General features: G+C 70.1%; 23 protein-coding genes and 2 pseudogenes. 19 read left to right on the forward strand and 6 right to left on the reverse strand.

What is annotated here, in order from left to right; genetic code table 11:
- Window positions 1-91: 91 nt before the first annotated feature.
- The 4 genes and pseudogenes from ACPCHZ_RS27800 to ACPCHZ_RS27815 all read right to left on the reverse strand — a co-directional run bounded on the left by ACPCHZ_RS27800 (window position 92) and on the right by ACPCHZ_RS27815 (window position 2243).
- Window positions 92-373, reverse strand: a complete 282-nt coding sequence (locus tag ACPCHZ_RS27800) for a nitrile hydratase accessory protein (protein WP_423487704.1) — start codon at window positions 371-373, stop codon at window positions 92-94.
- A pseudogene (gene nthA, locus ACPCHZ_RS27805) lies at window positions 370-988 on the reverse strand (nitrile hydratase subunit alpha). The gene ACPCHZ_RS27800 and the pseudogene nthA overlap by 4 nt, the downstream one beginning before the upstream one ends.
- On the reverse strand, window positions 985-1722 hold the full coding sequence (gene nthB, locus ACPCHZ_RS27810; RefSeq protein ID WP_423487705.1) for a nitrile hydratase subunit beta: 738 nt from the start codon (window positions 1720-1722) through the stop codon (window positions 985-987). Before nthB ends, nthA begins: the two are co-directional and overlap by 4 nt.
- Window positions 1719-2243 (reverse strand): DUF1097 domain-containing protein, encoded by a 525-nt coding sequence (locus tag ACPCHZ_RS27815; RefSeq protein ID WP_423487706.1) that lies wholly within the window; start codon window positions 2241-2243, stop codon window positions 1719-1721. Before ACPCHZ_RS27815 ends, nthB begins: the two co-directional genes overlap by 4 nt.
- 161 nt (window positions 2244-2404) lie before the next feature.
- Between ACPCHZ_RS27815 and aroC the strand changes: the two genes are divergently transcribed.
- The 4 genes and pseudogenes from aroC to aroQ all read left to right on the forward strand — a co-directional run bounded on the left by aroC (window position 2405) and on the right by aroQ (window position 5778).
- On the forward strand, window positions 2405-3616 hold the full coding sequence (aroC, locus tag ACPCHZ_RS27820; RefSeq protein WP_423487707.1) for a chorismate synthase: 1212 nt from the start codon (window positions 2405-2407) through the stop codon (window positions 3614-3616).
- Window positions 3616-4140: pseudogene (locus ACPCHZ_RS27825) on the forward strand (shikimate kinase); the annotation flags it as partial. The gene aroC and the pseudogene ACPCHZ_RS27825, both read left to right, overlap by 1 nt.
- A 127-nt stretch (window positions 4141-4267) precedes the next feature.
- Window positions 4268-5350 carry a 3-dehydroquinate synthase gene (aroB, locus tag ACPCHZ_RS27830; protein ID WP_423487708.1) on the forward strand — a complete coding sequence of 361 codons (1083 nt, stop codon included), beginning with the start codon at window positions 4268-4270 and terminating at the stop codon, window positions 5348-5350.
- Window positions 5347-5778 (forward strand): type II 3-dehydroquinate dehydratase, encoded by a 432-nt coding sequence (aroQ, locus tag ACPCHZ_RS27835; RefSeq protein ID WP_423487709.1) that lies wholly within the window; start codon window positions 5347-5349, stop codon window positions 5776-5778. Before aroB ends, aroQ begins: the two co-directional genes overlap by 4 nt.
- On the opposite strand, the gene ACPCHZ_RS27840 is transcribed toward aroQ, so the two are convergent.
- Entirely contained in the window at window positions 5775-6401 is a 627-nt protein-coding gene (locus ACPCHZ_RS27840; protein WP_423487710.1) for a B-4DMT family transporter, read from the reverse strand. The genes aroQ and ACPCHZ_RS27840 overlap by 4 nt on opposite strands.
- 33 nt (window positions 6402-6434) lie before the next feature.
- On the opposite strand from ACPCHZ_RS27840, the gene ACPCHZ_RS27845 reads away from it, so the two are divergent.
- From ACPCHZ_RS27845 to ACPCHZ_RS27885, 9 genes are all read left to right on the forward strand, one after another.
- A complete protein-coding gene (locus tag ACPCHZ_RS27845) occupies window positions 6435-7523 on the forward strand; it encodes a M24 family metallopeptidase (RefSeq protein WP_423487711.1) in 1089 nt (362 codons plus the stop codon).
- Between the two features lie 27 nt (window positions 7524-7550).
- Entirely contained in the window at window positions 7551-8114 is a 564-nt protein-coding gene (efp, locus tag ACPCHZ_RS27850) for an elongation factor P (protein WP_364979646.1), read from the forward strand.
- A gap of 20 nt (window positions 8115-8134) precedes the next feature.
- Complete coding sequence (gene nusB, locus ACPCHZ_RS27855; RefSeq protein ID WP_423487712.1) at window positions 8135-8620, forward strand: transcription antitermination factor NusB; 486 nt, start codon at window positions 8135-8137, stop codon at window positions 8618-8620.
- Between the two features lie 250 nt (window positions 8621-8870).
- Window positions 8871-9596 carry a GntR family transcriptional regulator gene (locus ACPCHZ_RS27860; protein ID WP_423487749.1) on the forward strand — a complete coding sequence of 242 codons (726 nt, stop codon included), beginning with the start codon at window positions 8871-8873 and terminating at the stop codon, window positions 9594-9596.
- Window positions 9593-9823: a 4Fe-4S dicluster domain-containing protein gene (locus tag ACPCHZ_RS27865; protein WP_264015696.1), complete on the forward strand. Its 231-nt coding sequence runs from the start codon at window positions 9593-9595 to the stop codon at window positions 9821-9823. The genes ACPCHZ_RS27860 and ACPCHZ_RS27865 overlap by 4 nt, the downstream gene beginning before the upstream one ends.
- Window positions 9824-9860: 37 nt before the next feature.
- Window positions 9861-11294: an ABC transporter substrate-binding protein gene (locus ACPCHZ_RS27870; protein ID WP_423487713.1), complete on the forward strand. Its 1434-nt coding sequence runs from the start codon at window positions 9861-9863 to the stop codon at window positions 11292-11294.
- 86 nt (window positions 11295-11380) lie between these two features.
- Window positions 11381-12154: an ABC transporter permease gene (locus ACPCHZ_RS27875; RefSeq protein WP_423487750.1), complete on the forward strand. Its 774-nt coding sequence runs from the start codon at window positions 11381-11383 to the stop codon at window positions 12152-12154.
- Entirely contained in the window at window positions 12151-12906 is a 756-nt protein-coding gene (locus ACPCHZ_RS27880; RefSeq protein WP_423487714.1) for an ABC transporter ATP-binding protein, read from the forward strand. The genes ACPCHZ_RS27875 and ACPCHZ_RS27880 overlap by 4 nt, the downstream gene beginning before the upstream one ends.
- Complete coding sequence (locus ACPCHZ_RS27885) at window positions 12906-15584, forward strand: fumarate reductase/succinate dehydrogenase flavoprotein subunit (RefSeq protein ID WP_423487715.1); 2679 nt, start codon at window positions 12906-12908, stop codon at window positions 15582-15584. The genes ACPCHZ_RS27880 and ACPCHZ_RS27885 overlap by 1 nt, the downstream gene beginning before the upstream one ends.
- Before the next feature lie 4 nt (window positions 15585-15588).
- On the opposite strand, the gene ACPCHZ_RS27890 is transcribed toward ACPCHZ_RS27885, so the two are convergent.
- Window positions 15589-16794 (reverse strand): serine hydrolase domain-containing protein, encoded by a 1206-nt coding sequence (locus tag ACPCHZ_RS27890; RefSeq protein ID WP_423487716.1) that lies wholly within the window; start codon window positions 16792-16794, stop codon window positions 15589-15591.
- A 113-nt stretch (window positions 16795-16907) separates the two neighbouring features.
- On the opposite strand from ACPCHZ_RS27890, the gene pyrR reads away from it, so the two are divergent.
- From pyrR to carB, 6 genes are read left to right on the forward strand one after another with little or no spacing between them, the layout of a single operon-like run.
- Window positions 16908-17489, forward strand: coding sequence for a bifunctional pyr operon transcriptional regulator/uracil phosphoribosyltransferase PyrR (pyrR, locus tag ACPCHZ_RS27895; RefSeq protein ID WP_423487717.1), 582 nt, complete (start codon window positions 16908-16910; stop codon window positions 17487-17489).
- Entirely contained in the window at window positions 17486-18433 is a 948-nt protein-coding gene (locus tag ACPCHZ_RS27900; protein WP_423487718.1) for an aspartate carbamoyltransferase catalytic subunit, read from the forward strand. Before pyrR ends, ACPCHZ_RS27900 begins: the two co-directional genes overlap by 4 nt.
- Complete coding sequence (locus tag ACPCHZ_RS27905) at window positions 18430-19731, forward strand: dihydroorotase (protein WP_423487719.1); 1302 nt, start codon at window positions 18430-18432, stop codon at window positions 19729-19731. The genes ACPCHZ_RS27900 and ACPCHZ_RS27905 overlap by 4 nt, the downstream gene beginning before the upstream one ends.
- Window positions 19728-20285, forward strand: a complete 558-nt coding sequence (locus ACPCHZ_RS27910; protein WP_423487720.1) for a transporter — start codon at window positions 19728-19730, stop codon at window positions 20283-20285. Before ACPCHZ_RS27905 ends, ACPCHZ_RS27910 begins: the two co-directional genes overlap by 4 nt.
- Entirely contained in the window at window positions 20225-21403 is a 1179-nt protein-coding gene (gene carA / locus ACPCHZ_RS27915) for a glutamine-hydrolyzing carbamoyl-phosphate synthase small subunit (protein ID WP_423487721.1), read from the forward strand. Before ACPCHZ_RS27910 ends, carA begins: the two co-directional genes overlap by 61 nt.
- Window positions 21404-24748: a carbamoyl-phosphate synthase large subunit gene (gene carB / locus ACPCHZ_RS27920; RefSeq protein WP_423487722.1), complete on the forward strand. Its 3345-nt coding sequence runs from the start codon at window positions 21404-21406 to the stop codon at window positions 24746-24748.

Genomic DNA, 24748 nt, shown 5'->3' on the forward strand with positions numbered 1-24748 from the left:
CCTCCCACATCTGTGGCTCTACCGGCCAGGACCCACTTCCTGTCGGCAACCCACGTTCACATGTGAGCGAGGCCCCAGCCCCCCATACCGTCTAGTGGTCCTCGCCGCGCGGGGGTGCGTCGAGGACGCTGTGCTCGTCGACCACCTTCTGCAGCGCGCTCACCCAGTGGTCGTAGTACTGCCACTCGCCGCGTTGGCCGTCGGGGGCGTTCTCCCAGCGGCCGATGGTCTCGATCAGGCTCTGCTGGAAGTCGCTCCAGTCGTAGTGGCCGAATTCCGACAGCGCCAGCGCCAGGCCGAAGGCTCGGCGCTGCCACTCGTGGTCGAACTGCGGGGCTGCGGCGTCCGTGGTGCAGGTGTCGTGAAGCCTCATGACGCCGGTCCCGCGAGTCCCACACCCATCATCGACTCCGTCGTGACAAGGTCCATCAGCATCTCGTCGGTGAAATCGTCGGTGCCCGCCGGTCGTTCGGGTATCACGAACCAGCGTGAATGGCCGCTGCTGTCCCACACCTTGATCTCGGTGTCCGCGGGCAGGTCGACGCCGACCTCGCTGAGCACCTTGCGCGGCTCGCGCGCGGCCCGCGAGCGGAACACCGGATCCTTGTACCAGTAGGGCGGCAGGCCGAGCACCGGCCACGGGAAGCACGAGCAGAGCGTGCAGATCACCAGATTGTGCACACCGGGGGAGTTGGCCACCGCCTGCAGATGCTCACCCTCGGCGCCTGCCATCCCGTCGGGCAGGTCGAGTTCCTCGATGGCCGACGGGGTGTCGTCGACGATGCGGGCCGCGAAATCCGGGTCCGTCCAAGCCTTCACGACGATCTTGCGGCCATTGAGCGGTGTCATCTCCGACTCGAAGTAGGCCAGCACCTTGTCCACCGTCTGCGGGGTGATGATGCCCTTCTCGACCAGTAGCGACTCCAGTGCGGCGACCTTCGCCGCACTGGTCCTCACGGTCGTCGGGGTAGGAGAACTGCCCGCTCATCCGGCTCCTTCCAGGTAGGCCTCGAACAATTCGGCGTAGAACGTCTGTAGTCCCGGTTCGGCGCGCGGACCGAACATCTCCTCGGGTGTGAAGGCGACGATGTAGATCGGCATCGGGTCCCCGATGCCGTCGCCGGTGTGGGTGAAATAGCCGTAGTCGCCCTCGAAGACGCGCTCGACCGTGCCGAGCCGTCCGCGCAGATGGCCGGGTAGGCGGGTGTGCGCGCCGGCCGGGACGTTGGTGATCCGCACCTGGTCGCCGACGGCGAACTTCGGGTGGGCGACGTCGCGCCGCGGGCTGTCGCCCTGGCGCAGGTATGCCACCACCTGCTCGTCGATGGCCGGCTCGGCCGGTGAAGCATCCTGCGCTGCAACGTTTTCGGATTCGGCCTGGCGTGCTGTCAGTTCGTCTTCGGCGAGGTAGCCCTTGTCGAGGAAGAACTGCGTGATGCCGCCCAGCCATTTCTCGTAGTAGCGGAACTTGAAGTAGTCGAACGGGTTCATCGCCTCGGCGCCGGTGCGCAGATCCGCCCATGTCCACTCGTCCTTGAACGCGGTCGGCACTTCGTCGATCGGATACTGCGGCAACGCCGACCCCAGGTGGTTGGACAATCCCATCATCGCGACGTGGATGCCGAAGATCCGTTTCTCCCACTCCTCGACGAACACCCGCTTCTCGAAGTTCAGCGGCTCCGGCAGTCCTTCGAGACCGCCGAGATTGTGCTGCAGTTTCATTGTGCCGGACTACCTTCCGTTGTCGGCTCCACCGCGCTGTCGCGGGTGAGCAGCGTCGCCACATATTCCGAGAGCAACCCGAAGGACGCGCCGAGCACACATGCCGTCGCGGCCACCAGACCGGGATGGCTGATGGTCGTCACGGTGACGGCGTTACCGGTGCCCGCGACCGTCGACACGGTGGCCGCGAAGCCGATCACCACGGCCGGAGTGGTCGACAGCAGCGGCACCCAGGAGGCCTGCACCATCACCGCGCTGCCGACCCCCACCGCCAGCGCGACGGCGAACACGCTGCCGCCCAGCAGATGCCCGGCGAACAGGCTGGCCGAGGCGATCACGACGCCGACGAGGTTGCTCGACAGCGAACGCACCCAGCCGGCGACACCGCCGCCGACGAAGAAGAACGACGCCCACGTGAGGAACACCACCCAGATCGGGACGGTGATCACCTCGGCGGTCAGCGCCACCGCCACACCGCCGAGCACGCCGATACTCAGGGTGAGCGCTGATCGCGAGTCCATGCATGGACTGTGCCGCCGGTGTGTTTCCTGGCCGTGACGGCGGTTTTGCGATTGTGGTCGACCGCCCGCGAGCACTTGGATGTCGGTGCCCGCCGCCGTCGGCTACGCGCCGTGGATCGGCGAATTACGTCCGGGAAACCCGACGTGGGAAGATAGGACGCGTGTTGCGTTGGACCACTGCCGGGGAATCGCACGGCCGCGCCCTGGTGGCCATGCTCGAGGGCATGGTCGCCGGTGTGCATGTCACTTCCGAGGACATCGGCACCCAGTTGAAGCGCCGCCGCCTCGGCTACGGCCGCGGCGCCCGGATGAAGTTCGAGCAGGACCAGGTGACGGTGCTGGCCGGCGTCCGGCACGGGCTCACCCTCGGCGGGCCGATCGCCATCGAGATCGGCAACACCGAGTGGCCGAAGTGGGAGGCGGTGATGGCCGCCGACCCCGTCGACCCCGCCGAACTGGCCGACATCGCACGCAACGCGCCGCTGACCCGGCCGCGGCCCGGCCACGCCGACTACGCCGGCATGCTCAAGTACGGCTTCGACGACGCCCGCCCGGTGCTCGAACGCGCCAGCGCCCGCGAGACGGCTGCCCGGGTCGCCGCGGGCACCATCGCACGCGGCTTCCTGCGCGAGGCCCTCGGCGTCGAGGTGCTGTCCCACGTCATCTCCATCGGCGCGAGCAAGCCCTACGACGGCCCGCCGCCGCAGCCCGGCGACTTGACCGCGATCGACGACAGCCCGGTCCGGGCGTTCGACAAGGACGCCGAGGATTCGATGATCGCCGAGATCGAGGCGGCCAAGCGCGACGGCGACACCCTCGGTGGCGTCGTCGAGGTGGTGGTGTCCGGGCTGCCGGTCGGTCTCGGCTCGTTCACCAGCGGCGACAACCGCCTCGACAGCCAGCTGGCCGCCGCGGTGATGGGCATCCAGGCGATCAAGGGCGTCGAGATCGGCGACGGATTCGAGACCGCGCGCCGCCGCGGCAGCGTGGCGCACGACGAGATGTATCCCGGCCCCGACGGTGTGTTGCGCTCGACCAACCGCGCAGGCGGACTCGAGGGCGGCATGACCAACGGCCAGGCGCTGCGCGTGCGGGCCGCGATGAAGCCGATCTCCACGGTGCCCCGGGCGCTCGCCACGGTCGACATGGCCACCGGCGACGAGGCCGTCGCCATCCACCAGCGCTCCGACGTGTGCGCCGTCCCGGCCGCGGGCGTGGTCGTCGAGACGATGGTCGCGCTCGTCGTCGCGCGTGCCGCGCTGCAGAAGTTCGGCGGCGATTCGCTTTCCGAGACCCGGTCCAACATCGACTCCTACCTGCGAGCGGTCGCCGAGCGTGCGCCCTCCGATCACGCGGCGCAGGCGTCGGGCTGATGGCGCCCAAGGCGGTCCTCGTCGGCCTGCCCGGCTCGGGTAAGTCGACCATCGGACGCCGACTGGCCAAGGCGATCGGCCTGGCCCTGCTCGACACCGACACCGCGATCGAGCAGACCACCGGCCGCACCATCGCCGACATCTTCAGCACCGACGGCGAGCAGGAGTTCCGCCGCATCGAGGAGCAGGTCGTGCGCTCGGCGCTGCAGACCCACGACGGCGTGCTGTCACTCGGCGGCGGCGCCGTCACCACACCCGGGGTTCGCGAGGCGCTGGCCGGCCACACCGTCATCTATCTCGAGATCAGCGCCGCCGAGGGGGTGCGCCGCACCGGCGGCAGCACCGTGCGGCCGCTCCTGGCCGGGCCCGACAGGGCGGAGAAGTTCCGCGAGCTGATGGCCGCCCGGGCACCGCTGTACCGCCGGGTGGCCACCATGCGGATCAACACCAACCGGCGCAACCCCGGGGCGGTCGTGCGCCACATCGTGGCCCGGCTCGACGCCGCGCCCGCACCCGCCCCGTCCGGCAAGCCGGTGGCCCGCCCCCGCAGGCGCCGCCGACCGCCGTGGCGGCGCGGCCCCGCCGGGCAGCAGCAGAGCGACACCCCGCCCACCCCCGCGGTCATGGCCGCACGGCACCCGGAGCGAAGGAATGACTGACCCGGTCGTCGTCGACGTGCTCGTCGACAGGCCCTACCCCGTGATCATCGGCACCGGCCTGCTCGGCGAGCTGGGCCGCACACTGGCGGGCAGGCACAAGGTCGCGGTGCTGCACCAGCCCACGCTCGCCCAGACCGCCGAGACTATCCGGCACCACCTGGCCGAGCAGGGCATCGACGCCCACCGCATCGAGATCCCCGACGCCGAGGCCGGCAAGGAGCTGCCGGTGGTCGGCTTCATCTGGGAGGTGCTGGGCCGCATCGGCATCGGCCGCAAGGACGCCGTCGTCAGCCTGGGCGGGGGAGCGGCCACCGACGTGGCCGGCTTCGCCGCGGCCACCTGGCTGCGCGGGGTCGACATCGTCCACGTGCCCACCACGCTGCTGGCGATGGTCGACGCCGCCGTGGGCGGGAAGACCGGCATCAACACCGACGCGGGCAAGAACCTCGTCGGCGCCTTCCACCAGCCGGCCGCGGTGCTGGTCGACCTCGCCACCCTGGCGACCCTGCCCCGCAACGAGATCGTCGCGGGGATGGCCGAGATCGTGAAGGCCGGCTTCATCGCCGACCCGGTGATCCTCGACCTCATCGAGGCCGACCCGGAGGCGGCCCTGGATCCCACCAAGGACGTGCTGCCCGAGCTGATCCGGCGCTCGGTCACCGTCAAGGCCGAGGTGGTCGCCGCCGACGAGAAGGAGTCGGCGCTGCGGGAGATCCTCAACTACGGCCACACGCTGGCGCACGCCATCGAGCGGCGCGAGCGCTACCAGTGGCGCCACGGCGCGGCGGTCTCGGTGGGACTGGTGTTCGCCGCCGAACTGGGCCGGCTGGCAGGCCGCCTCGACGACGACACCGCCGCACGGCACCGCCGGGTGCTCACCGCGCTGGGCCTGCCGGTGCACTACGACGCCGACGCGCTGCCGCAACTGGTGGAGTTCATGGCCGGCGACAAGAAGACCCGCTCCGGGGTGCTGCGCTTCGTGGTGCTCGACGGGCTGGCCAAGCCGGGCCGGCTGGAAGGCCCGGACCCCGCGCTGCTGGCCGCCGCCTACGCCGAGATCGGAGCCGGATCGTGACGACCGTACGGGTGCTCAACGGACCCAACCTCGGCCGGCTGGGCCGCCGCGAGCCCGCGGTCTACGGCAGCACCACCCATGACGACCTGGTCGCGCTGATCGAACGGGAGGCCGCCGAGCTGGGGCTCGAGGTGTCGGTCCGGCAGAGCGACAGCGAGGCCGACCTGCTGGGCTGGGTGCACGACGCCGCCGATGCGGGGGAGGCCGTGGTGCTCAATGCCGGCGCGTTCACCCACACCTCGATCGCGCTGCGCGACGCGTGCGCCGAACTGAGCGCCCCGCTGATCGAGGTGCACATCTCCAACGTGCACCGGCGCGAGCAGTTCCGGCACCACTCGTACCTGAGCGAGGTCGCGACCGGCGTGATCGTCGGACTTGGCGTGCAGGGCTACGTCGCGGCGCTGCGCTACCTGGCGACGCTCGACTAGGGCTGCTGCTGCTGGCGCGGGGTGGTCGGCTCGTCGACCGCCGTCGCCGTCTGGTGCGGGGTCGTCTGCTGTCCATCGGCGTATTGCGCGTTGGACCCGTCGTCCTGCCGGTCGTCCTGCCGGTCGCCGCTGCGCACCGCGGCGAACACGTCGGTGTCGGCCCGGTCGTCGTCCGTGCCCTCACGGCGGCGGGTCTGCTCCGGCGCCTTGCGGTCCACCAGCCAGCGGCCGATGGTGGCGCCGAGGATGGCGAACAGGAACGTCATCAGCGCGGTGAAGGCCGCGAACGTGGTGAGCTCGTTCAGCAACCCCTCGACGTACAGGCTCTTGTAGAAGATCCCGATGAACCACGCGACGAAGCCGCTGACCACCCCGGCGAACAGCCCGGCCAACAGCCACACGATCGCGAGGTCGGAACGCCGCTCGGGATCGGGGTTGCTGCGTGCGTCGGCCCGGCCGTCGATCAGCCCCCAGGCGAACACGGCGATGATGAAGAGAACGACGAGGACGACGCTGATGAGGGTGGCCTTGGTCTCCCACACATTGATCGCCGCTCCCTGCACCAATCGGACGATCACCATCAGGGCAGCGAAGACCAGTCCGCGCACTAACCACTTGCTCATGAGGGCACAGCGTAGCGAGTACCGTCAGCGGCTGTGACTCATTCCCAGCGTAGAGATCGGTTGCGCGCCCGGCTCGAGGCCGCCGACCTGGCTGCCATGCTGGTCACCGACCTGGTCAACGTGCGTTATCTGTCCGGTTTCACCGGCTCGAACGCCGCGCTGCTGATTCTCACCGACACGCCGGCCGCCGTGCTGGCCACCGACGGGCGGTACCGCACGCAGGCCGCGCAGCAGGCGCCCGACGTGGAGGTGGTGATCGACCGGGCGGTGGGGCCGTGCCTGGTGGCGCGGGCCGGGGCCGCACGGATCGGCCGACTGGGCTTCGAGAGTCACGTGGTCACCGTCGACGGTCACCGCGGGCTGCTCGAGGCGGCGACGGACATCGAACTGGTCCGCGCGCCGCGGACGGTCGAAGCGCTGCGTGAGGTCAAGGACGCCGGCGAGATCGCGCTGCTGCGGCTCGCCTGCGAGGCCGCCGACGCCGCGCTGACCGACCTGGTGGACCGGGGCGGGTTGCGGCCGGGCCGTACCGAGAAGGAAGTCGGCCGGGAGCTCGAGTCGTTGATGCTGGACCGCGGCGCCGACGGCGTGTCGTTCGAGACCATTGTGGCGGCAGGCGCCAACTCGGCGATACCGCATCACCGGCCGACCGACGCGGTGCTCGCCACCGGCGACTTCGTCAAGATCGACTTCGGTGCGCTGGTGGCCGGCTACCACTCCGACATGACCCGCACCTTCGTGCTCGGCCGTGCCGAGCAGTGGCAGCGCGACATCTACACCCTGGTGTCCGACGCGCAGCGCGCCGGCCGTGAGGCGCTCGCAGCCGGGGTGACCCTCAAGGGTGTGGACGCCGCCTCCCGGCAGGTGATCGTCGACGCCGGCCACGGCGAGAACTTCGGCCACGGCCTCGGTCACGGGGTGGGTCTGCAGATCCACGAAGCGCCGGGAATCAACTCCGCAGCCGCCGGTACACTGCTTGCTGGCTCCGCGGTCACCGTGGAACCCGGTGTCTACCTACCCGGCCGCGGCGGCGTCCGCATCGAGGACACGCTGGTCGTCAGTGAGGAATCAGACACCCCCGACTTACTCACCCGGTTCCCCAAGGAACTGGCCATCCTCTGACACAGAGAGCTAGGAGCAGTACCGACCGTGGCATCGACCGCCGACTTCAAGAACGGGCTCGTCCTCAACATCGACGGCCAGCTGTGGCAGATCACCGAATTCCAGCACGTCAAGCCCGGCAAGGGGCCCGCCTTCGTGCGCACCAAGCTCAAGAACGTGCTGTCGGGCAAGGTCGTCGACAAGACCTACAACGCCGGGGTGAAGGTGGAGACGGCGACCGTGGACCGCCGCGACGCCACCTACCTGTACCGCGACGGGTCGGACTTCGTGTTCATGGACTCCGAGGACTACGAGCAGCACCCGCTGCCCGAGGCGTTGGTGGGCCGTGCCGCGGGCTTCCTGCTGGAGGGCATGGCGGTGCAGATCGCGTTCCACGACGGGGCGCCGCTGTACCTGGAGCTGCCGGTGACCGTCGAACTCCTGGTCGCCTCCACCGAGCCGGGGCTGCAGGGCGACCGCTCCAGCGCGGGCACCAAGCCGGCGACGCTTGAGACCGGCGCCGAGATCCAGGTCCCGCTGTTCATCAACACCGGCGACAAGCTCAAAGTGGACTCCCGCGACGGCAACTATCTCGGCCGGGTCAATGCCTGACCGCACCGGAGCCCGGATCGATGCCTGACCGGCCGGACAAGGGCCGGCATCAGGCCCGCAAGCGGGCGGTCGACCTGCTGTTCGAGGCCGAGGCCAGGGGCATCAGCCCGGCCGAGGTCGCCGAGGCCAGAACGGCGCTGTCGCACACCCAGGCCGACATGTTCACACTCAACCCCTACACGGTCACGGTGGCGCACGGCGTCACCGAGCACGGCGCCCACATCGACGACCTGATCTCGGCGCACCTGCAGGGCTGGACGCTGGAGCGGCTGCCTGCGGTGGACCGGGCCATTCTGCGGGTCGCGGTGTGGGAGCTTCTGCACGCCGACGACGTGCCCGCACCGGTGGCCGTCGACGAGGCCGTCGAACTCGCCAAGCAGCTGTCCACCGACGATTCGCCGAGCTTCGTCAACGGTGTGCTGGGCCAGGTGATGCTGGTGACACCACAGATCCGAGCCGCCTCCCAGGCGGTACGGGAAGCGGTGCGGGGCACCCCGGAGGGCTGAAAGGACCTCGCGCGGCGCGGCTTTTCGCTCACCGCGATTGCAATACTCCGGCTCCGCCCAGAGGTGGCGCAATGGCCGGAGGAACGGCTGATTCACCAGGTCGGCGGTGGTGTGCGACGGCGCAATGCACGGCCGCACCACGGGGTGGCCGCGCGCAGCGGGAAGGTCTTGCGGATCGCGCCCTAACGTGATTCGCGTGTCGCACGCCCCAGCCGGTCACGAAGCCGGCCACGAAGCGGAAGCCGTACCGCTGCCGGACCGGCGTGCGCGCGCGGACCGGGCCCGGCAGGTGGCCGATGTGCTGCGCCACCAGATCCACGCCGGCGCCTACGCCGACGGACTTCCCGCCGAGCAGGATCTCGCCGCCGAATTCTTCGTCTCCCGCAACACCGTTCGCGAGGCGCTCGCCGTGCTGAAGAACGAGGGCCTCATCGACCGCGGCCCACGGGTCGGCACCCACGTCGCGGTCCGCAAGTACGACCACGGACTCGACGCGCTGGCCGGCCTCAAGGAGACGTTCAAGGGCTACGGCGAGGTGCGCAACGAGGTACGGGCGGCGATGCGGCTGGCCGCCCCGCCCGCGGTGGCGCGCCGGCTGCAACTGCCGCCCGGTGCGCAGGTGGTGTTCGTGGAGCGGCTGCGCTATCTCGGCGACCTCCCGCTGTCCCTCGACCTGACCTACCTCGCCCCCGACATCGGTGAGCAGGTGCTCGAACACCGGTTGGAGAACAACGACGTGTTCGCCCTCATCGAACAGGTCAGTGGGCAGCGTCTCGGTGCGGCGACGCTGGCGCTCGAAGCGGTGTCGGCCGACCCTCATTCGGCGGCGACGCTGCAGGTGCCCGACGGCGCCGCACTGCTGATGCTCGAACGCCTCGCCAGTCTCGACGACGGCAGGCCCGTCGACCTGGAGTACATCCGCATGCGTGGCGACCGGATCACCATGCGCGGCAACCTGATCAGGAGTGACTCATGACGCTGGTGAACAACCAACGCGCCGACGTTCCGGTGACGATCGACGAATCGCTGTGCATCGAGGGCTGCACCCTGTGCGTCGACGTGTGCCCGCTCGACTCGCTGGCCATCAACCCGGAGAACGGCAAGGCGTTCATGCACGTCGACGAATGCTGGTACTGCGGCCCGTGCGCGGCCCGCTGTCCCACCGGCGCCGTCACCGTCAACATGCCCTACCTGATCCGCTAGTCCGGCTCGTCAGCCCCGACCTCCCAGGACACCGCACATGAAACGCACCATCGCCGTGGCGCTCGCCGCCGCCATCGTCGGCTCGCTGGCCGCCTGCTCGCTCGATTCGCAGTCACAATCCGACGGCACCGTCAACGTGGTCATCGGCTACCAGTCCAAGACCATCAACACCGTCACCGCCGGAACCCTGTTGAAGGCCAAGGGTTTCCTGGAACAGCGGCTCGCCGACGCCGGCGAGTCCACCGGCGTCGACTACAACGTCCAATGGCAGGACTACGACACCGGCGCGCCGATCACCGCGCAGATGGTCGCCGAGAAGATCGACATCGGCTCCATGGGCGACTATCCGCTGCTCATCAACGGCTCCAAGACCCAGGCCAACGAGCGGGCGCGCACCGAGTTCGTCTCCGTCACCGGCTACAGCCCCACCGGGTCGCTGAACATGATCGTGGTGCCGCCGGATTCGCCGATCAGGTCGGTCACCGACCTGCGCGGTGAGAAGGTCTCGGCCAGTGTGGGTTCGGCCGGCCACGGCACCCTGGTCCGGGCGCTCGACAACGCCGGCATCGACCCCAAGAGCGGCGTCGAGGTGCTCAACCAGCAGCCACAGGTCGGCGCGTCGGCCCTGGAATCGGGTCAGGCGCAGGCACTCTCGCAGTTCGTCGCCTGGCCGGGACTGCTGGTCTTCCAGGACAAGGCGAAGCTGCTCTACGACGGCGCCGAGGGCGACTATCCGACCTTCCACGGCGTCGTCGTCCGCCGTGGCTACGCCGACAGCCACCCCGAGGTGCTCGACGCGTTCCTGCAGGCTCAACTCGACGCCACCGACTTCCTCAACGAGAAGCCGCTGGAATCGGCGAAACTCGTCGCCGAGGGCAGCGGACTGCCCGAGGAGGTCGTCTACCTCTACAACGGCCCGGGCGGCACCAGCTTCGACACCACCCTCAAGCCGTCGCTGATCGAGGCCTTCAAGGGTGACGTGCCCTACCTGAAGTCCATCGGCGACTTCGCCGACCTCGACATCGACGGGTTCGTCTCCGACGAGGCCATCCGCAAGGCCTTCGCCGAACGCGGCGTGGACTACGACGCCGCCCGCGCCAGCACCGCCAACCCGTCGGTGATCCGCGGCCAGGACCCCGTGTGCAATGCCGCGGTCACCGATCCCCGCCTGGCGGGCGAACTCTGGCTCGACGGCCGCGACGCCACCCAGCCTGCGGCGAACCCGGGATGCCTGCTGCGTGCCGTGCGTGAGGCCACCGCCCGCGGCGAGAAGGTCCGTGCGGCATATGTGTCCGACACCGAGTACGGCACCCGCTGGTTCGCCGACAAGTCGGTCTGGGTGCGCTCCGGCGACCAACGGAGCCCGCAGTACCTGCCGTTCGGTACCCTCGCCGGCGCCCAGCGCTACACCGGAAGCCACCCCGGGTCGACGGTCGTGGACTACCAGCAGGCGCTGGCGGGTGCGGTGTGACCGCCCCGCCCGCGGTGCTCACCGCCGACGAACCCGCCGTCGCCGTACCGGCGGCACCGTCCCGCCCCGCGGCGCGACGCCGGCCGTTGGCCTCGTGGGCGGTGCGCATCGCCTCGGTGGCAGCCGCCATCGCACTCTGGCAGCTGTTGACCGCCAACGACGTCCGGCTGTGGCTGCGCTTCGACACCCTGCCGACCGTCACCGAGGTGATCGCCGCGTTCGACGCCCGCCTCGGCACCCCGGACTACTGGCTCGACCTGGGCCAGTCCCTGATCCGGATCCTCACCGGCTTCGCACTCGCGGCGGTCGCCGGCGTCGTCACCGGCATCATGCTCGGTCGTTCGCCGAGGTTCGCCAATGTGTTCGGCCCGCTGACCGAACTCGCCCGGCCCATCCCCGCCATTGCGATCGTGCCCGTGGCGATCCTGCTGTTCCCCACCGACGAAGCCGGGATCGTGTTCATCACCTTCCTGGCCGCGTACTTCCCGATCATGGTCAGCACCCGGCATGCGGTGCGCGCGCTGCCCACCCTGTGGGAGGACTCGGTGCGCACCCTCGGTGGCAACCGCTGGGACGTCCTCACCCGGGTCGTGCTGCCGGGCATCCTGCCCGGCGTGTTCGGCGGCCTGTCGGTCGGCATCGGCGTCGCCTGGATCTGCGTCATCTCCGCCGAGATGATCTCGGGCCGGCTCGGCGTGGGATACCGCACCTGGCAGGCCTACACCGTGCTGGCCTACCCCCAGGTGTTCGTCGGCATCATCACCATCGGTGTGCTCGGGTTCGCCACCTCGGCCGCCGTCGAGCTGATCGGCCGCCGCGTCACCCGCTGGCTGCCCCGCGGCGAGGGGGGTGCCCGATGAGCGGAATGAACCTCACACTGCGGGATCTGGTGCTCAGCTACGGCGGCGCGCCGGTGATCGACGGCCTGTCCCTCGACGTGCGGCCGGGCGAGATCCTGGTGCTCACCGGCCCGTCGGGATGCGGGAAGTCGACGGTGCTGCGGGCGCTGGCCGGGCTGCTGACACCGGACTCCGGGGAGGTGCTCGCCGACGGCCGGCCCGTCACCACGACGTCGCGGGACCGGGCGATGGTGTTCCAGGACAACGCGCTGCTGCCGTGGCGCACCGTGCAGTCGAATGTCGAACTGGCGCTCAAGCTCGCCGGCCGCCCGAGGCAGGGCCGCCGCGAGGAGGCGCTGAAGTGGATCGCCGACGTCGGCCTCACCGGCTTCGAGCGCTACCTGCCGAAGAGTCTGTCCGGGGGGATGCGCCAGCGGGTGCAACTGGCCCGCGGTCTCGCCGGCGAACCGCGCGCGGTGATGATGGACGAACCGTTCGGTGCCCTGGACGCCCAGACCCGAACCACCATGCAGGAGTTGCTGATCGACACCTGGCGCGCGCACCCCACCACCGTGGTGTTCGTCACCCATGACGTCGACGAGGCCCTGCTGATCGGCGACCGCATCGCCGTGCTCGGACGGGCCGGGCAACCGCTGCGCGCGCTGCTAGACGTCCCCACCCCACGCGACCACACCGTCGATCGCACCGCGCTGCGCGCCGAGGCGATCTCGAACCTGGGCACCGCCCCCGACCAGTCGGAGCTCGTCAGTTGATGGACATTCCCACCCTCGCCCCCGAGCCCACCCGGCTGGACTGCGACGTGCTGGTCATCGGTGGCGGCACCGCGGGAACGATGGCCGCGCTGTCGGCCGCCGAGCACGGCGCCCGGGTGCTGTTGCTGGAGAAGGCGCACGTCCGGCACTCCGGTGCGCTGGCCATGGGCATGGACGGCGTCAACAACGCCGTCATCCCCGGCAAGGCGACGCCGGAGGACTACGTCGCCGAGATCACCCGCGCCAACGACGGAATCGTCAACCAGCGCACCATCTATCAGACCGCGACCCGCGGCTTCGCCATGGTGCAGCGGCTGGAGCGCTACGGCGTGAAGTTCGAGAAGGACGAGCACGGCGAGTACGCCGTACGCCGCGTGCACCGGTCCGGTTCCTACGTGCTGCCGATGCCGGAGGGTAAGGACGTCAAGAAGGCGCTCTACCGGGTGCTGCGGCAACGGTCGATGCGCGAGAAGATCCAGATCGAGAACCGGCTGATGCCGGTCCGGGTGCTCACCGATGAGGGGAGGGCCGTCGGCGCCGCCGCGTTCAACACCCGCACCGGTGAGTTCGTGACGGTCGCGGCCAAGGCCGTGGTGCTCGCGACCGGGGCGTGTGGACGGCTGGGGCTGCCGGCGTCGGGATACCTCTACGGCACCTACGAGAACCCGACGAACGCAGGCGACGGCTACTCGATGGCCTTCCACGCCGGCGCCGAACTGTCCGGAATCGAGTGCTTCCAGGTCAACCCGCTGATCAAGGACTACAACGGCCCCGCATGTGCCTATGTCGCGAACCCGTTCGGCGGCTACCAGGTGAATGCCCTCGGCGAACGCTTCGTCGACTCCGACTACTGGTCGGGGCAGATGATGGCGGAGGTCAAAGAGGAGATCGAGTCCGCCCGCGGACCGATCTACCTCAAGGTGTCGCACCTGCCCGACGAGACGCTGTCGGCGCTGGAGAACATCCTGCACACCACGGAGCGGCCGACCCGTGGCACCTTCCACGCCAACCGCGGCCACGACTACCGCACCCACGACATCGAGATGCACATCTCCGAGATCGGGCTGTGCAGCGGCCATTCCGCGTCCGGTGTCTGGGTGGACGAGCATGCCCGCACGACGGTTCCCGGACTGTACGCGGCGGGCGACCTGGCGTGCGTGCCGCACAACTACATGATCGGCGCGTTCGTCTACGGCGATCTGGCGGGATCGCACGCCGCGGGCACGTTAGCGGATGTGCCGGTGCCGGCCGACCTGCCCCGCGACCAGTTGCAGGAGGCGCACGACCTCATCTACCGGCCGCTGCTGCATCCGGCCGGTCCGCCCCAGCCCCAGGTCGAGTACAAGCTGCGCCGGTTCGTCAACGATTATGTCGCGCCGCCGAAATCGGCCACCAAGTTGTCGATCGCCGTGCAGACCTTCGAGCGGATGCGCACCGAGATCGCCGGGATGGGCGCCACCACTCCGCACGAGTTGATGCGCGCGGTGGAGGTGTCGTTCATCCGCGACTGCGCGGAGATGGCCGCCAGGTCGTCGCTGACCCGCACCGAATCGCGCTGGGGGCTCTACCACGACCGTGCCGACCTGCCCGGCCGCGACGACGAGAACTGGCGCTACCACCTGAATCTGCGCAAGACCGCTGACGGGTCGATGGAGTTCCTGAAGCGGCCCGTGGCAGCGTATTTCGTGCCGGTGCCGGGTCTGGATCATCTGCCGTCGGACGCCCCGGTGACCACGGTGGCGCAGCCGGAGCTGGTCGGGGGTCGCGCCCCGCTGGACGAGAAGATCCGGCCGCGCGCTGTGGCCGCCGAACCGCCGTCCCCGCGCATCGCCGCGGTGCTCGCGCTGGAGGAGCCTTCGATGGCCGACCTCGCCGGGTATCTCGACGACCCCGATCCGGGAGTGCGGCGCACGGCGGTGGCCACGCTGGTCGAGGTACTGCCGGACGGCTACGCCGACGGGCTGTTCCGCGCACTGGGCGACGAGGCGCCCGAGGTGCGTGCCGTCGCAGCCGACGGCGTCCGCGAGCTCGTCGAGGTGCTACCCACCCCGGAAAAGATTGCCGTGCATCGGGTCTCGCCGGACGCCGTGGTGCGCGCCGTCGCCCTCTATCTGCTCAGCTCGCGGCGGGTGGATGCGGCGGACGCCTACCGCGAGGCGCTTTCCGACGTCGACCACCGGGTGCGCATCGAGGCGGTGCGGGCGCTGGTGTCGGTCGACGACGTCGACGGGGTGGCGGCGGGTGCCGCGGACGACAACCGCGAGGTCCGCATCGCCGTCGCCAACGGGCTGGGCACCCTCGGGGCGGGCGCCGACACCGTGCGCGCCCTGATCGACGACGCCGACCCGCTGGTGCGCGCCGCCGCGCTGGCCGCTATGGGAGCGATCGGGTGGGGCGCCGACGACGGACCGACCGTCGAGGGCGCACTGGCCGCGTCGGCCTGGCAGATCCGCCAGGGCGCGGCCAGGGCGCTGGCCGGGGCGCCGTCCCCGTCGACGGCGGTGCCGCCGCTGTCCCGGGCGTTGGCCGACCCACACCTTGACGTCCGCAAGGCCGCGGTGCTCAGCCTCACCCGGTGGGCGTCCTCGGAGCAGGCCGCCCGGGATGCCCTCGGATTGGCGCTGGACGACGGGGACGCCGACGTCCGTGCCTACGCCCGCCGGGCGCTGGCCGGCTGAGGACTCACAGGCCGAGCGCCTGATACGTCTGCCGGACGAACTTCGGTTGCACGGACTGCAGGGTGAGCAGCGACGTGTTGCCTGCCACGGCGGCCGCGGCGTCGGCGCCGAAGTTGGGCAGGTTCTGGATCAGGTAGATCAGGATCATGTCGGCGGCGGGGTCGGCCTGCCACCACGTCCCGTAGGCGCCCGGCCAGCCGAAGGTGCCCACCCCGCCGGGCCCGAACAGCTGCCGTGACTTGGCCGGGTCGGTGACCACCGACAGGTTCAGGCCGAAGCCGCGGCCGATCCAGAACGGCATGCCCAGGAACGGGTGGCTCTTCTGCTCGGGGGTCAGCCGGTCGGTGCGCATCGACCGCACCGAGTCCTCGGAGAGCACCCGCACCCCGTCCACCGTGCCGCCCTCCAGCAGCATGCGGGCGAAGCGCAGGTAGTCGTCGGCGGTGGAGAACAGATTCGCCCCACCCATGCAGAACGGCGGCGGCGTGGTGGTCGGCGGCCCCATCGCGTCGTGGCTGAGCGTCTCGTCGTCGGTGAGCTTGTACATCGTCGCGACCCGGCCCCGGTTGCGCGGATCCACGAAGAACCCGGTGTCCACCATGCCGAGCGGCCCGAGGACCCGCTCGGTCAGCACGTCGTGCAGCGTCGCGCCCTCGATGCGTTCGAGCAGCACGCCGAGCACGTCGGTGGCGTTGCTGTAGGTCATCCGGTCGCCGGGCTGATGCTGCAGCGGCAGGGCGGCGATCTCGGCGAGCCAGGCGTCCGGCGACTGCTTGGCCGAGATGCGGCCGTACGCGCGGGCCAGCGGCCCGGTGACCGAGAAGAAGTACGCGAGCCCGCTGCGGTGGGTCATCAGGTCGTCGACGGTGATCGGCCGGCGGGCCGGGTGCGTGCGGTCCAGCGGCCCGCCCGGGGTGTCCAGCACCCGCAGGTCGGCCAGTTCGGGCAGCCACTTGGTCACCGGGTCGGTCAGGGCGAGCTTGCCCTCTTCGGCGAGGGCCATGGCCGCCGCCACCGTCACCGGTTTGGTCATCGAGGCGATGCGGAACACCGTGTCGCGCCGCATCGGCAGACCGGCCTCGATGTCGCGGTGGCCGATCTCGTTGACCTGTTCGATCCGTCCGCCGCGCCACACCAGGGTGACCGCGCCGGCCAGCACCCCGGCGTCGACTGCGTCCCGGATGGAGGCCTGATTGCCACTGAGATTCACCTAGCCAGGCTAGCCAGCGCGGGCGGGGCGCCGCCGCGGTGGTAGGCTCCGCGGCAGTTTGACATCCTTTAACGATCCGTCCGGCGAGGCGGAGAAGGAGGTCTGGATCGCGCGTGGGCAGTCCTGACAACCCCGACCGGGAATTGATGACGGCGGCGGACGTGGGCCGCACCATTTCCCGTATCGCGCATCAGATCATCGAGAAGACCGCCCTCGACGGCGGCGCCGACGCGCCCCGCGTGGTGCTCCTCGGAATCCCCACCCGCGGCGTCACGCTCGCGACCCGGCTGGCAGCCAACATCAGCGAGTTCTCCGGCGTGGCCGTCGGGCACGGCGCGCTGGACATCACGCTGTACCGCGACGACCTGGCGGGCAAGCCGCCACGCCCGCTCGAGGAGACCTCGATCCCCGCGGGCGGCATCGACGGTGCGCTGGTGATCCTGGTCGACGACGTCCTCTACACCGGGCGTTCGGTGCGCTCGGCGCTGGACGCGCTGCGTGACATCGGCCGGCCGCGGATCGTGCAACTCGCGGTGCTGGTGGACCGCGGGCACCGCGAACTGCCGCTGCGCGCCGATTACGTCGGCAAGAACGTGCCCACCTCGCGTAGCGAGAACGTCAAGGTGCGGCTGGTGGAGAACGACGGCGGACGCGACGGCGTGTCCATCGCACCCCAGGGAGGGCCGAAAAGGTGAAGCATCTGCTCTCTGCCGCCGACCTGAGCCGCGACGAGGCCACGGCGATCCTGGACGACGCCGACCGGTTCAGCCAGGCGCTGCTCGGCCGCGAGGTCAAGAAGCTGCCGACGCTGCGCGGCCGCACGGTGATCACGATGTTCTACGAGAACTCGACCCGCACCCGGGTGTCGTTCGAGGTGGCGGGCAAGTGGATGAGCGCCGACGTGATCAACGTCAGCGCATCGGGGTCCTCGGTCGCCAAGGGGGAGTCGCTGCGCGACACCGCGCTGACACTGCGGGCCGCGGGCGCCGACGCTCTCATCATTCGTCATCCCGCATCCGGTGCGGCGCAACAGCTCTCGGAGTGGACGGCGGAGCCCAACGGTGGCCCGAGCGTGATCAACGCCGGTGACGGCACCCACGAGCACCCGACGCAGGCGCTGCTCGACGCGCTGACCATCCGGCAGCGGCTCGGCGGCATCGAGGGCAGGCGGGTGGTGATCGTCGGCGACGTCCTGCACAGCCGGGTCGCCCGTTCCAACGTGTCGCTGCTGCACACCCTCGGCGCCGAGGTGGTGCTCGTGGCGCCGCCCACGCTGCTGCCCGTCGGCGCGAGCGAGTGGCCGGTCACGGTGTCGCACCACCTGGACGCCGAACTGCCCGGCGCCGACGCGGTGCTGATGCTGCGGGTGCAGGCCGAACGGATGAACGGCGGCTTCTTCCCGTCGAGTCGGGAGTACTCGGTGCGCTACGGCCTGTCGCAGCAGCGTCAGGCGCTGCTGCCGGGCAACGCCGTCGTCCTGCATCCCGGTCCGATGCTGCGCGGGATGGAGATCGCCTCCTCGGTGGCCGACTCGTCGCAATCCGCCGTGCTGCAACAGGTCTCCAACGGGGTGCACGTCCGGATGGCCGTGCTCTTCCATCTGCTTGTCGGCGCCGAAAAGGAGGCGATCAGCGCATGAGTGCCAGTGTCCTGATCCGGGGTGTGCGCCTCTACGGCGAGGGTGATCCGGTCGACGTGCTGGTCGATGACGGCCAGATCGGCGAGATCGGCGCCGGCCTCGCCGTTCCGGACGACGCCGACGTGATCGACGCCAACGGGCAGATCCTGCTGCCGGGATTCGTCGACCTGCACACCCATCTGCGCGAACCCGGCCGCGAGTACGCCGAGGACATCGAAACCGGTTCGGCCGCAGCGGCACTGGGCGGATTCACCGCGGTCTTCGCGATGGCCAACACCGATCCCGTCGCCGACAGCGTGGTGGTCACCGACCATGTCTGGCACCGCGGGCAGCAGGTCGGGCTGGTGGACGTGCACCCGGTCGGCGCGGTCACCGTCGGCCTGGCCGGTACCCAGCTCACCGAGATGGGCATGATGGCGGCCGGGGCCGGGCAGGTCCGGATGTTCTCCGACGACGGCATCTGCGTGCACGACCCGTTGATGATGCGGCGTGCACTGGAGTACGCCACCGGTCTGGGTGCGCTGATCGCCCAGCACGCCGAAGAGCCCAGGCTCACCGTCGGCGCCGTCGCCCACGAGGGTCCCACTGCCGCGCGGCTCGGACTCGCCGGCTGGCCGCGCGCCGCCGAGGAGTCGATCGTCGCGCGCGACGCGCTGCTGGCCCGCGACGCCGGCGCGCGCGTGCACATCTGTCATGCGTCGACCGCGGGCACCGTCGAACTCGTCCGGTGGGCCAAGGAGCAGGGCATCGCGATCACCGCCGAGGTGACCCCGCACCACCTGCTGCTCGACGACAGCCGGCTGGCCGACTACGACGGACGCAACCGGGTGAACCCGCCGCTGCGGGAGGCCGGTGACGCCGAGGCGCTGCGACAGGCCCTGGCAGACGGCGTCATCGACTGTGTCGCCACCGACCACGCCCCGCACGCCGAGCACGAGAAGATGTGCGAGTTCGCCCATGCCCGCCCGGGCATGCTGGGCCTGCAGACCGCGTTGTCGGTGGTGGTCGAGACGATGGTGCGGTCGGGCCTGCTGACGTGGCGGGACGTGGCCCGGGTGATGAGTGAGAATCCCGCGCGCATCGTCGGGCTGCCGGATCAGGGCCGCCCGCTGGAGGTCGGTGAGCCGGCCAACCTGACCGTCGTCGACCCCGACACCACCTGGACCGTGGCGGGCTCGGATCTCGCCAGCCGCTCGGACAACACGCCTTACGAGCAGATGACGCTGCCCGCGGTCGTCACGCTGACGATGTTGCGCGGCAGGATCACGGCGCGGGACGGAAAGAGCCCAATCTCATGAACACCCCGACGCTGATCGCCTCGCTGATCATGGCGGCACTGCTGGTGCTGCTGATCGCGTTCTTCATCCGGCAGATGCTGCGCGGCTGGATGCGTCGCGCGCAACGGCAGGCCGAGCTGATCGGCAGGCTTCCGGCACTGCCCGACATGGTGGGCTCCGCGACGATCACCGCCACCCCCGGCCTGTACGTCGGCACCACACTGGCGCCGAGCTGGCAGGACCGCGTCGCCGCCGCCGACCTCGGATTCCGGGCCAAGGCCGTGCTCACCCGCTACCCGGAGGGAATCATGGTGCAGCGCACCGGCGCCGGGCCGATCTGGATCCCCGAGGACACGATCGTGGCGATCCGCACGGAGATGGGTATCGCCGGCAAGGTGATCCCGCACCGCGGGGCGGACCGTGGTGACGGCGTGCTGGCGATCCGGTGGCGGCTGCCGTCCGGAGTCGAGATCGACACCGGCTTCCGGGCCGACGACCGGCGCCGCTACGCCGAATGGGTTCAGACGCCCCCGACCGACAGCGTCGGCGACAACGTGGAAGGCAAGACAGCGTGACATCTGTAGCTCTACTGGTGCTCGAGGACGGGCGGACGTTCACCGGGACGGAGTTCGGCGCCGTCGGCCAGACGCTGGGGGAGGCGGTGTTCTCCACCGGCATGTCGGGCTACCAGGAGACGCTCACCGACCCGAGCTACCACGGACAGATCGTGGTGGCCACCGCGCCGCAGATCGGCAACACCGGCTGGAACCACGAGGACGCCGAGAGTCGCGGCGACAAGATCTGGGTGGCCGGCTACGCGGTGCGCGATCCGTCGCCGCGCCCGTCGAATTGGCGGGCCACCGGCACGCTGGACGCCGAACTGGTGGCGCAGGGCATCGTCGGGATCGCCGGCATCGACACCCGGGCGCTGGTGCGGCACCTGCGCAGTCGCGGATCGATGAAGGCGGGAATCTTCTCCGGTGACGCGCTGTCCGGCACCGACGAGCTGGTGGAACGGGTGCGCAACCAGCCTGCGATGCTCGGCGCCGATCTCGCCGGACAGGTCAGCACCGATGCGACCTACGTGGTAGAGGCCGAGGGCGGCCACCGGCTCACCGTCGCCGCCATCGACCTGGGCATCAAGACCAACACGCCGCGCAACTTCGCCCGTCGCGGCATCCGCAGCCACGTGCTGCCGTCGGAGGCCACGTTCGACCAGATCGCCGACCTGCGTCCGGACGGGGTGTTCCTGTCCAACGGTCCCGGCGACCCGGCCACCGCCGATCACATCGTCGGCGTCACCCGCGAGGTGCTCGGCGCCGGGATCCCGTTGTTCGGCATCTGCTTCGGCAACCAGATTCTCGGCCGCGCGCTGGGCCGGTCGACGTACAAGATGGTGTTCGGCCACCGCGGCATCAACGTGCCGGTGATCGACCACCAGACCGGCAGCGTCGCGATCACCGCGCAGAATCACGGTTTCGCGCTCGAAGGCGAGGCGGGGGAGGAGTTCGACACCCCGTTCGGCCGCGCCGTCGTCAGCCACACCTGCGCCAACGACGGCGTCGTCGAGGGTGTGAAACTCGTTGACGGCCGCGCGTTCTCGGTGCAGTACCACCCCGAGGCGGCGGCCGGTCCGCACGACGCCAACTACCTGTTCGACCAATTCGTCGACCTGATGGCGGAGGAGAAGTAGATGCCGCGCCGCGAGGACCTCAACCACATCCTGGTGATCGGCTCCGGTCCGATCCTGATCGGCCAGGCCGCGGAGTTCGACTACTCCGGCACCCAGGCCTGCCGTGTGCTGCGCGACGAAGGCCTGCAGGTCAGCCTGATCAACTCCAACCCGGCGACGATCATGACCGACCCCGAGTACGCCGACCACACCTACATCGAGCCGATCACGCCGGCGTTCGTGGAACGGGTGATCGCCGCGCAGGCCGAGCGCGGCAACAAGATCGACGCGCTGCTGGCCACCCTCGGCGGGCAGACCGCGCTCAACACCGCGGTGTCGCTGTACGAGAACGGCGCACTCGAGCGCTACGGCATCGAGATGATCGGCGCCGACTTCGAGGCGATCCAGCGCGGTGAGGACCGGCAGAAGTTCAAGGACATCGTCGCCAAGGTGGGCGGCGAATCCGCGCGCAGCCGGGTCTGTTTCACCATGGACGAGGTCCGTGAGACCGTCGAGGACCTCGGGCTGCCGGTGGTCGTCCGGCCGTCGTTCACCATGGGTGGGCTGGGGTCGGGCATGGCGTACTCCGCCGAGGACGTCGAACGGATGGCGGGGCACGGCCTGGCCTCATCACCGTCGGCCAACGTGCTGATCGAGGAATCCATCTACGGGTGGAAGGAATACGAGCTCGAGCTGATGCGCGACCATCGCGACAACGTGGTGGTCGTCTGCTCGATCGAGAACTTCGACCCGATGGGCGTGCACACCGGCGATTCGGTCACCGTCGCGCCCGCCATGACGCTGACGGACCGCGAGTACCAGACCATGCGGGATCTGGGCATCGCGATCCTGCGTGAGGTCGGCGTCGACACCGGCGGCTGCAACATCCAGTTCGCGGTGAACCCCGCCGACGGCAGGCTGATCGTCATCGAGATGAACCCGCGGGTGTCGCGCTCGAGTGCGCTGGCGTCCAAGGCGACCGGCTTCCCGATCGCCAAGATCGCCGCGAAGCTGGCCATCGGCTACACCCTCGACGAGATCATCAACGACATCACCAAGGAGACGCCGGCCTGCTTCGAGCCGACGCTCGACTACGTGGTGGTCAAGGCGCCGCGGTTCGCGTTCGAGAAGTTCCCCGGCGCCGACGCCACCCTGACCACCACCATGAAGTCGGTCGGCGAGGCGATGTCGCTGGGCCGCAACTTCATCGAGGCGCTCGGCAAGGTGATGCGGTCGCTGGAGACCAAACGGGCCGGCTTCTGGACCACGCCGGACCCCGACCTGACGGTCGACGAGGTGCTCACCGGGCTGCGCACCCCGACCGATGGCCGGGTCTACGACATCGAGCTGGCGCTGCGCCTCGGCGCTTCGGTCGAACAGGTGGCGGAGGCCTCCGGTGTCGACCCGTGGTTCGTCGACCAGATCAATGGACTGGTGGCACTGCGCGCGGAGATCCTCGAGGCGCCGGTGCTCGACGGGTCGCTGCTGCGCCGGGCCAAGCACAGCGGGCTGTCCGACGGTCAGATCGCGGCGCTGCGACCGGAACTGGCCGGCGAGATGGGCGTGCGCGCGCTGCGCCAGCGGCTCGGTATCCACCCCGTGTTCAAGACGGTCGACACCTGCGCTGCGGAGTTCGAGGCCAAGACGCCGTACCACTACAGCAGTTACGAACTCGATCCGTCGGCCGAGACCGAGGTCGCACCCCAGGCCGAGAAGCCCAAGGTGCTCATCCTCGGTTCCGGGCCCAACCGCATCGGCCAGGGCATCGAGTTCGACTACTCCTGCGTGCACGCCGCCACCACGCTGAGCGCCGCCGGGTTCGAGACCGTGATGGTCAACTGCAATCCCGAGACGGTGTCCACCGACTACGACACCGCCGACCGGCTCTACTTCGAGCCCCTCACCTTCGAGGACGTGCTCGAGGTCTACTACGCTGAATCGGCATCGGGGGCAGACGGTCCCGGGGTCACCGGGGTGATCGTCCAGCTCGGCGGCCAGACCCCGCTCGGGCTGGCCGAACGGCTGGAGAAGGCCGGGGTTCCGATCGTCGGCACCAGCCCCAAGGCCATCGACCTCGCCGAGGACCGCGGCGCCTTCGGCGAACTGCTGAACTCCGCGGGGCTGCCCGCGCCGCGGTTCGGCATGGCGACCAGTTTCGACCAGGCCCGCCGCATCGCCGCCGACATCGGCTACCCGGTGCTGGTGCGGCCGTCCTACGTGCTCGGCGGGCGCGGCATGGAGATCGTCTACGACGACGAGACCCTGCACGGCTACATCACCCGGGCCACCGAACTCTCACCCGAGCACCCGGTGCTGGTGGACCGGTTCCTCGAAGACGCCATCGAGATCGACGTCGACGCGCTCTGCGACGGCACCGAGGTCTACCTCGGCGGGATCATGGAGCACATCGAGGAGGCCGGCATCCACTCCGGCGACTCGGCGTGCGCGCTGCCGCCGGTGACGCTGGGCCGCAGCGACATCGAGGCGGTGCGCCGCGCCACCGAGGCGATCGCGCACGGCATCGGCGTGGTCGGGCTGCTCAACGTGCAGTACGCGCTCAAGGACGACGTGCTCTACGTGCTCGAAGCCAACCCGCGCGCCAGCCGCACCGTGCCGTTCGTGTCCAAGGCGACCTCCGTGCCGCTGGCCAAGGCGTGCGCGCGGATCATGCTCGGCACCAGCATCGCCCAGCTGCGCGAGGAGGGGTTGCTGGCCGCGACCGGCGACGGCGCGACCACACCGCGCAATGCCCCGGTGGCCGTCAAGGAGGCGGTGCTGCCCTTCCACCGGTTCCGTCGCGCCGACGGCGCGCAGGTGGATTCGCTGCTGGGCCCGGAGATGAAGTCGACCGGCGAGGTGATGGGGATCGACCACGACTTCGGCAGCGCCTTCGCCAAGAGCCAGACCGCGGCGTACGGGTCACTGCCCAAGGAGGGCACCATCTTCGTCTCGGTGGCCAACCGCGACAAGCGCTCGCTGGTGTTCCCGGTCAAGCGGCTCGCCGATCTGGGCTTTCGGGTGCTGGCCACCGAGGGGACCGCGGAGATGCTGCGCCGCAACGGCATTCCATGTGACGAGGTGCGCAAGCACTACGAGAGTCCCAGTGGAGCCGACGACAAGCGGCTGTCGGCGGTGGACGCCATCCGCGCCGGCGAGGTGGACATGGTGATCAACACCCCGTACGGCAATTCCGGCCCGCGCATCGACGGTTACGAGATCCGCTCGGCCGCGGTGTCCATGAACATCCCGTGCGTGACGACGGTGCAGGGTGCCTCGGCGGCGGTGCAGGGCATCGAGGCCGGCATCCGCGGCGACATCGGGGTGATGAGTCTGCAGGAACTGCACAGCGAGCTGGAATCGGGCTGA

The sequence above is a fragment of the Mycobacterium sp. NPDC050041 genome (genome assembly GCF_049541695.1).
Lineage (GTDB): Bacteria > Actinomycetota > Actinomycetes > Mycobacteriales > Mycobacteriaceae > Mycobacterium.

Coding starts and splice junctions, on each gene's coding strand:
- ACPCHZ_RS27800 (WP_423487704.1), bottom strand. CDS start 373: ATGAGGCTTCACGACACCTGCACCACGGACGCCGCAGCCCCGCAGTTC.
- nthB (WP_423487705.1), bottom strand. CDS start 1,722: ATGAAACTGCAGCACAATCTCGGCGGTCTCGAAGGACTGCCGGAGCCG.
- ACPCHZ_RS27815 (WP_423487706.1), bottom strand. CDS start 2,243: ATGGACTCGCGATCAGCGCTCACCCTGAGTATCGGCGTGCTCGGCGGT.
- aroB (WP_423487708.1), top strand. CDS start 4,268: ATGACTGACCCGGTCGTCGTCGACGTGCTCGTCGACAGGCCCTACCCC.
- ACPCHZ_RS27840 (WP_423487710.1), bottom strand. CDS start 6,401: ATGAGCAAGTGGTTAGTGCGCGGACTGGTCTTCGCTGCCCTGATGGTG.
- nusB (WP_423487712.1), top strand. CDS start 8,135: ATGCCTGACCGGCCGGACAAGGGCCGGCATCAGGCCCGCAAGCGGGCG.
- ACPCHZ_RS27865 (WP_264015696.1), top strand. CDS start 9,593: ATGACGCTGGTGAACAACCAACGCGCCGACGTTCCGGTGACGATCGAC.
- ACPCHZ_RS27870 (WP_423487713.1), top strand. CDS start 9,861: ATGAAACGCACCATCGCCGTGGCGCTCGCCGCCGCCATCGTCGGCTCG.
- ACPCHZ_RS27880 (WP_423487714.1), top strand. CDS start 12,151: ATGAGCGGAATGAACCTCACACTGCGGGATCTGGTGCTCAGCTACGGC.
- ACPCHZ_RS27885 (WP_423487715.1), top strand. CDS start 12,906: ATGGACATTCCCACCCTCGCCCCCGAGCCCACCCGGCTGGACTGCGAC.
- ACPCHZ_RS27905 (WP_423487719.1), top strand. CDS start 18,430: ATGAGTGCCAGTGTCCTGATCCGGGGTGTGCGCCTCTACGGCGAGGGT.
- ACPCHZ_RS27910 (WP_423487720.1), top strand. CDS start 19,728: ATGAACACCCCGACGCTGATCGCCTCGCTGATCATGGCGGCACTGCTG.
- carA (WP_423487721.1), top strand. CDS start 20,225: ATGGGTTCAGACGCCCCCGACCGACAGCGTCGGCGACAACGTGGAAGG.
- carB (WP_423487722.1), top strand. CDS start 21,404: ATGCCGCGCCGCGAGGACCTCAACCACATCCTGGTGATCGGCTCCGGT.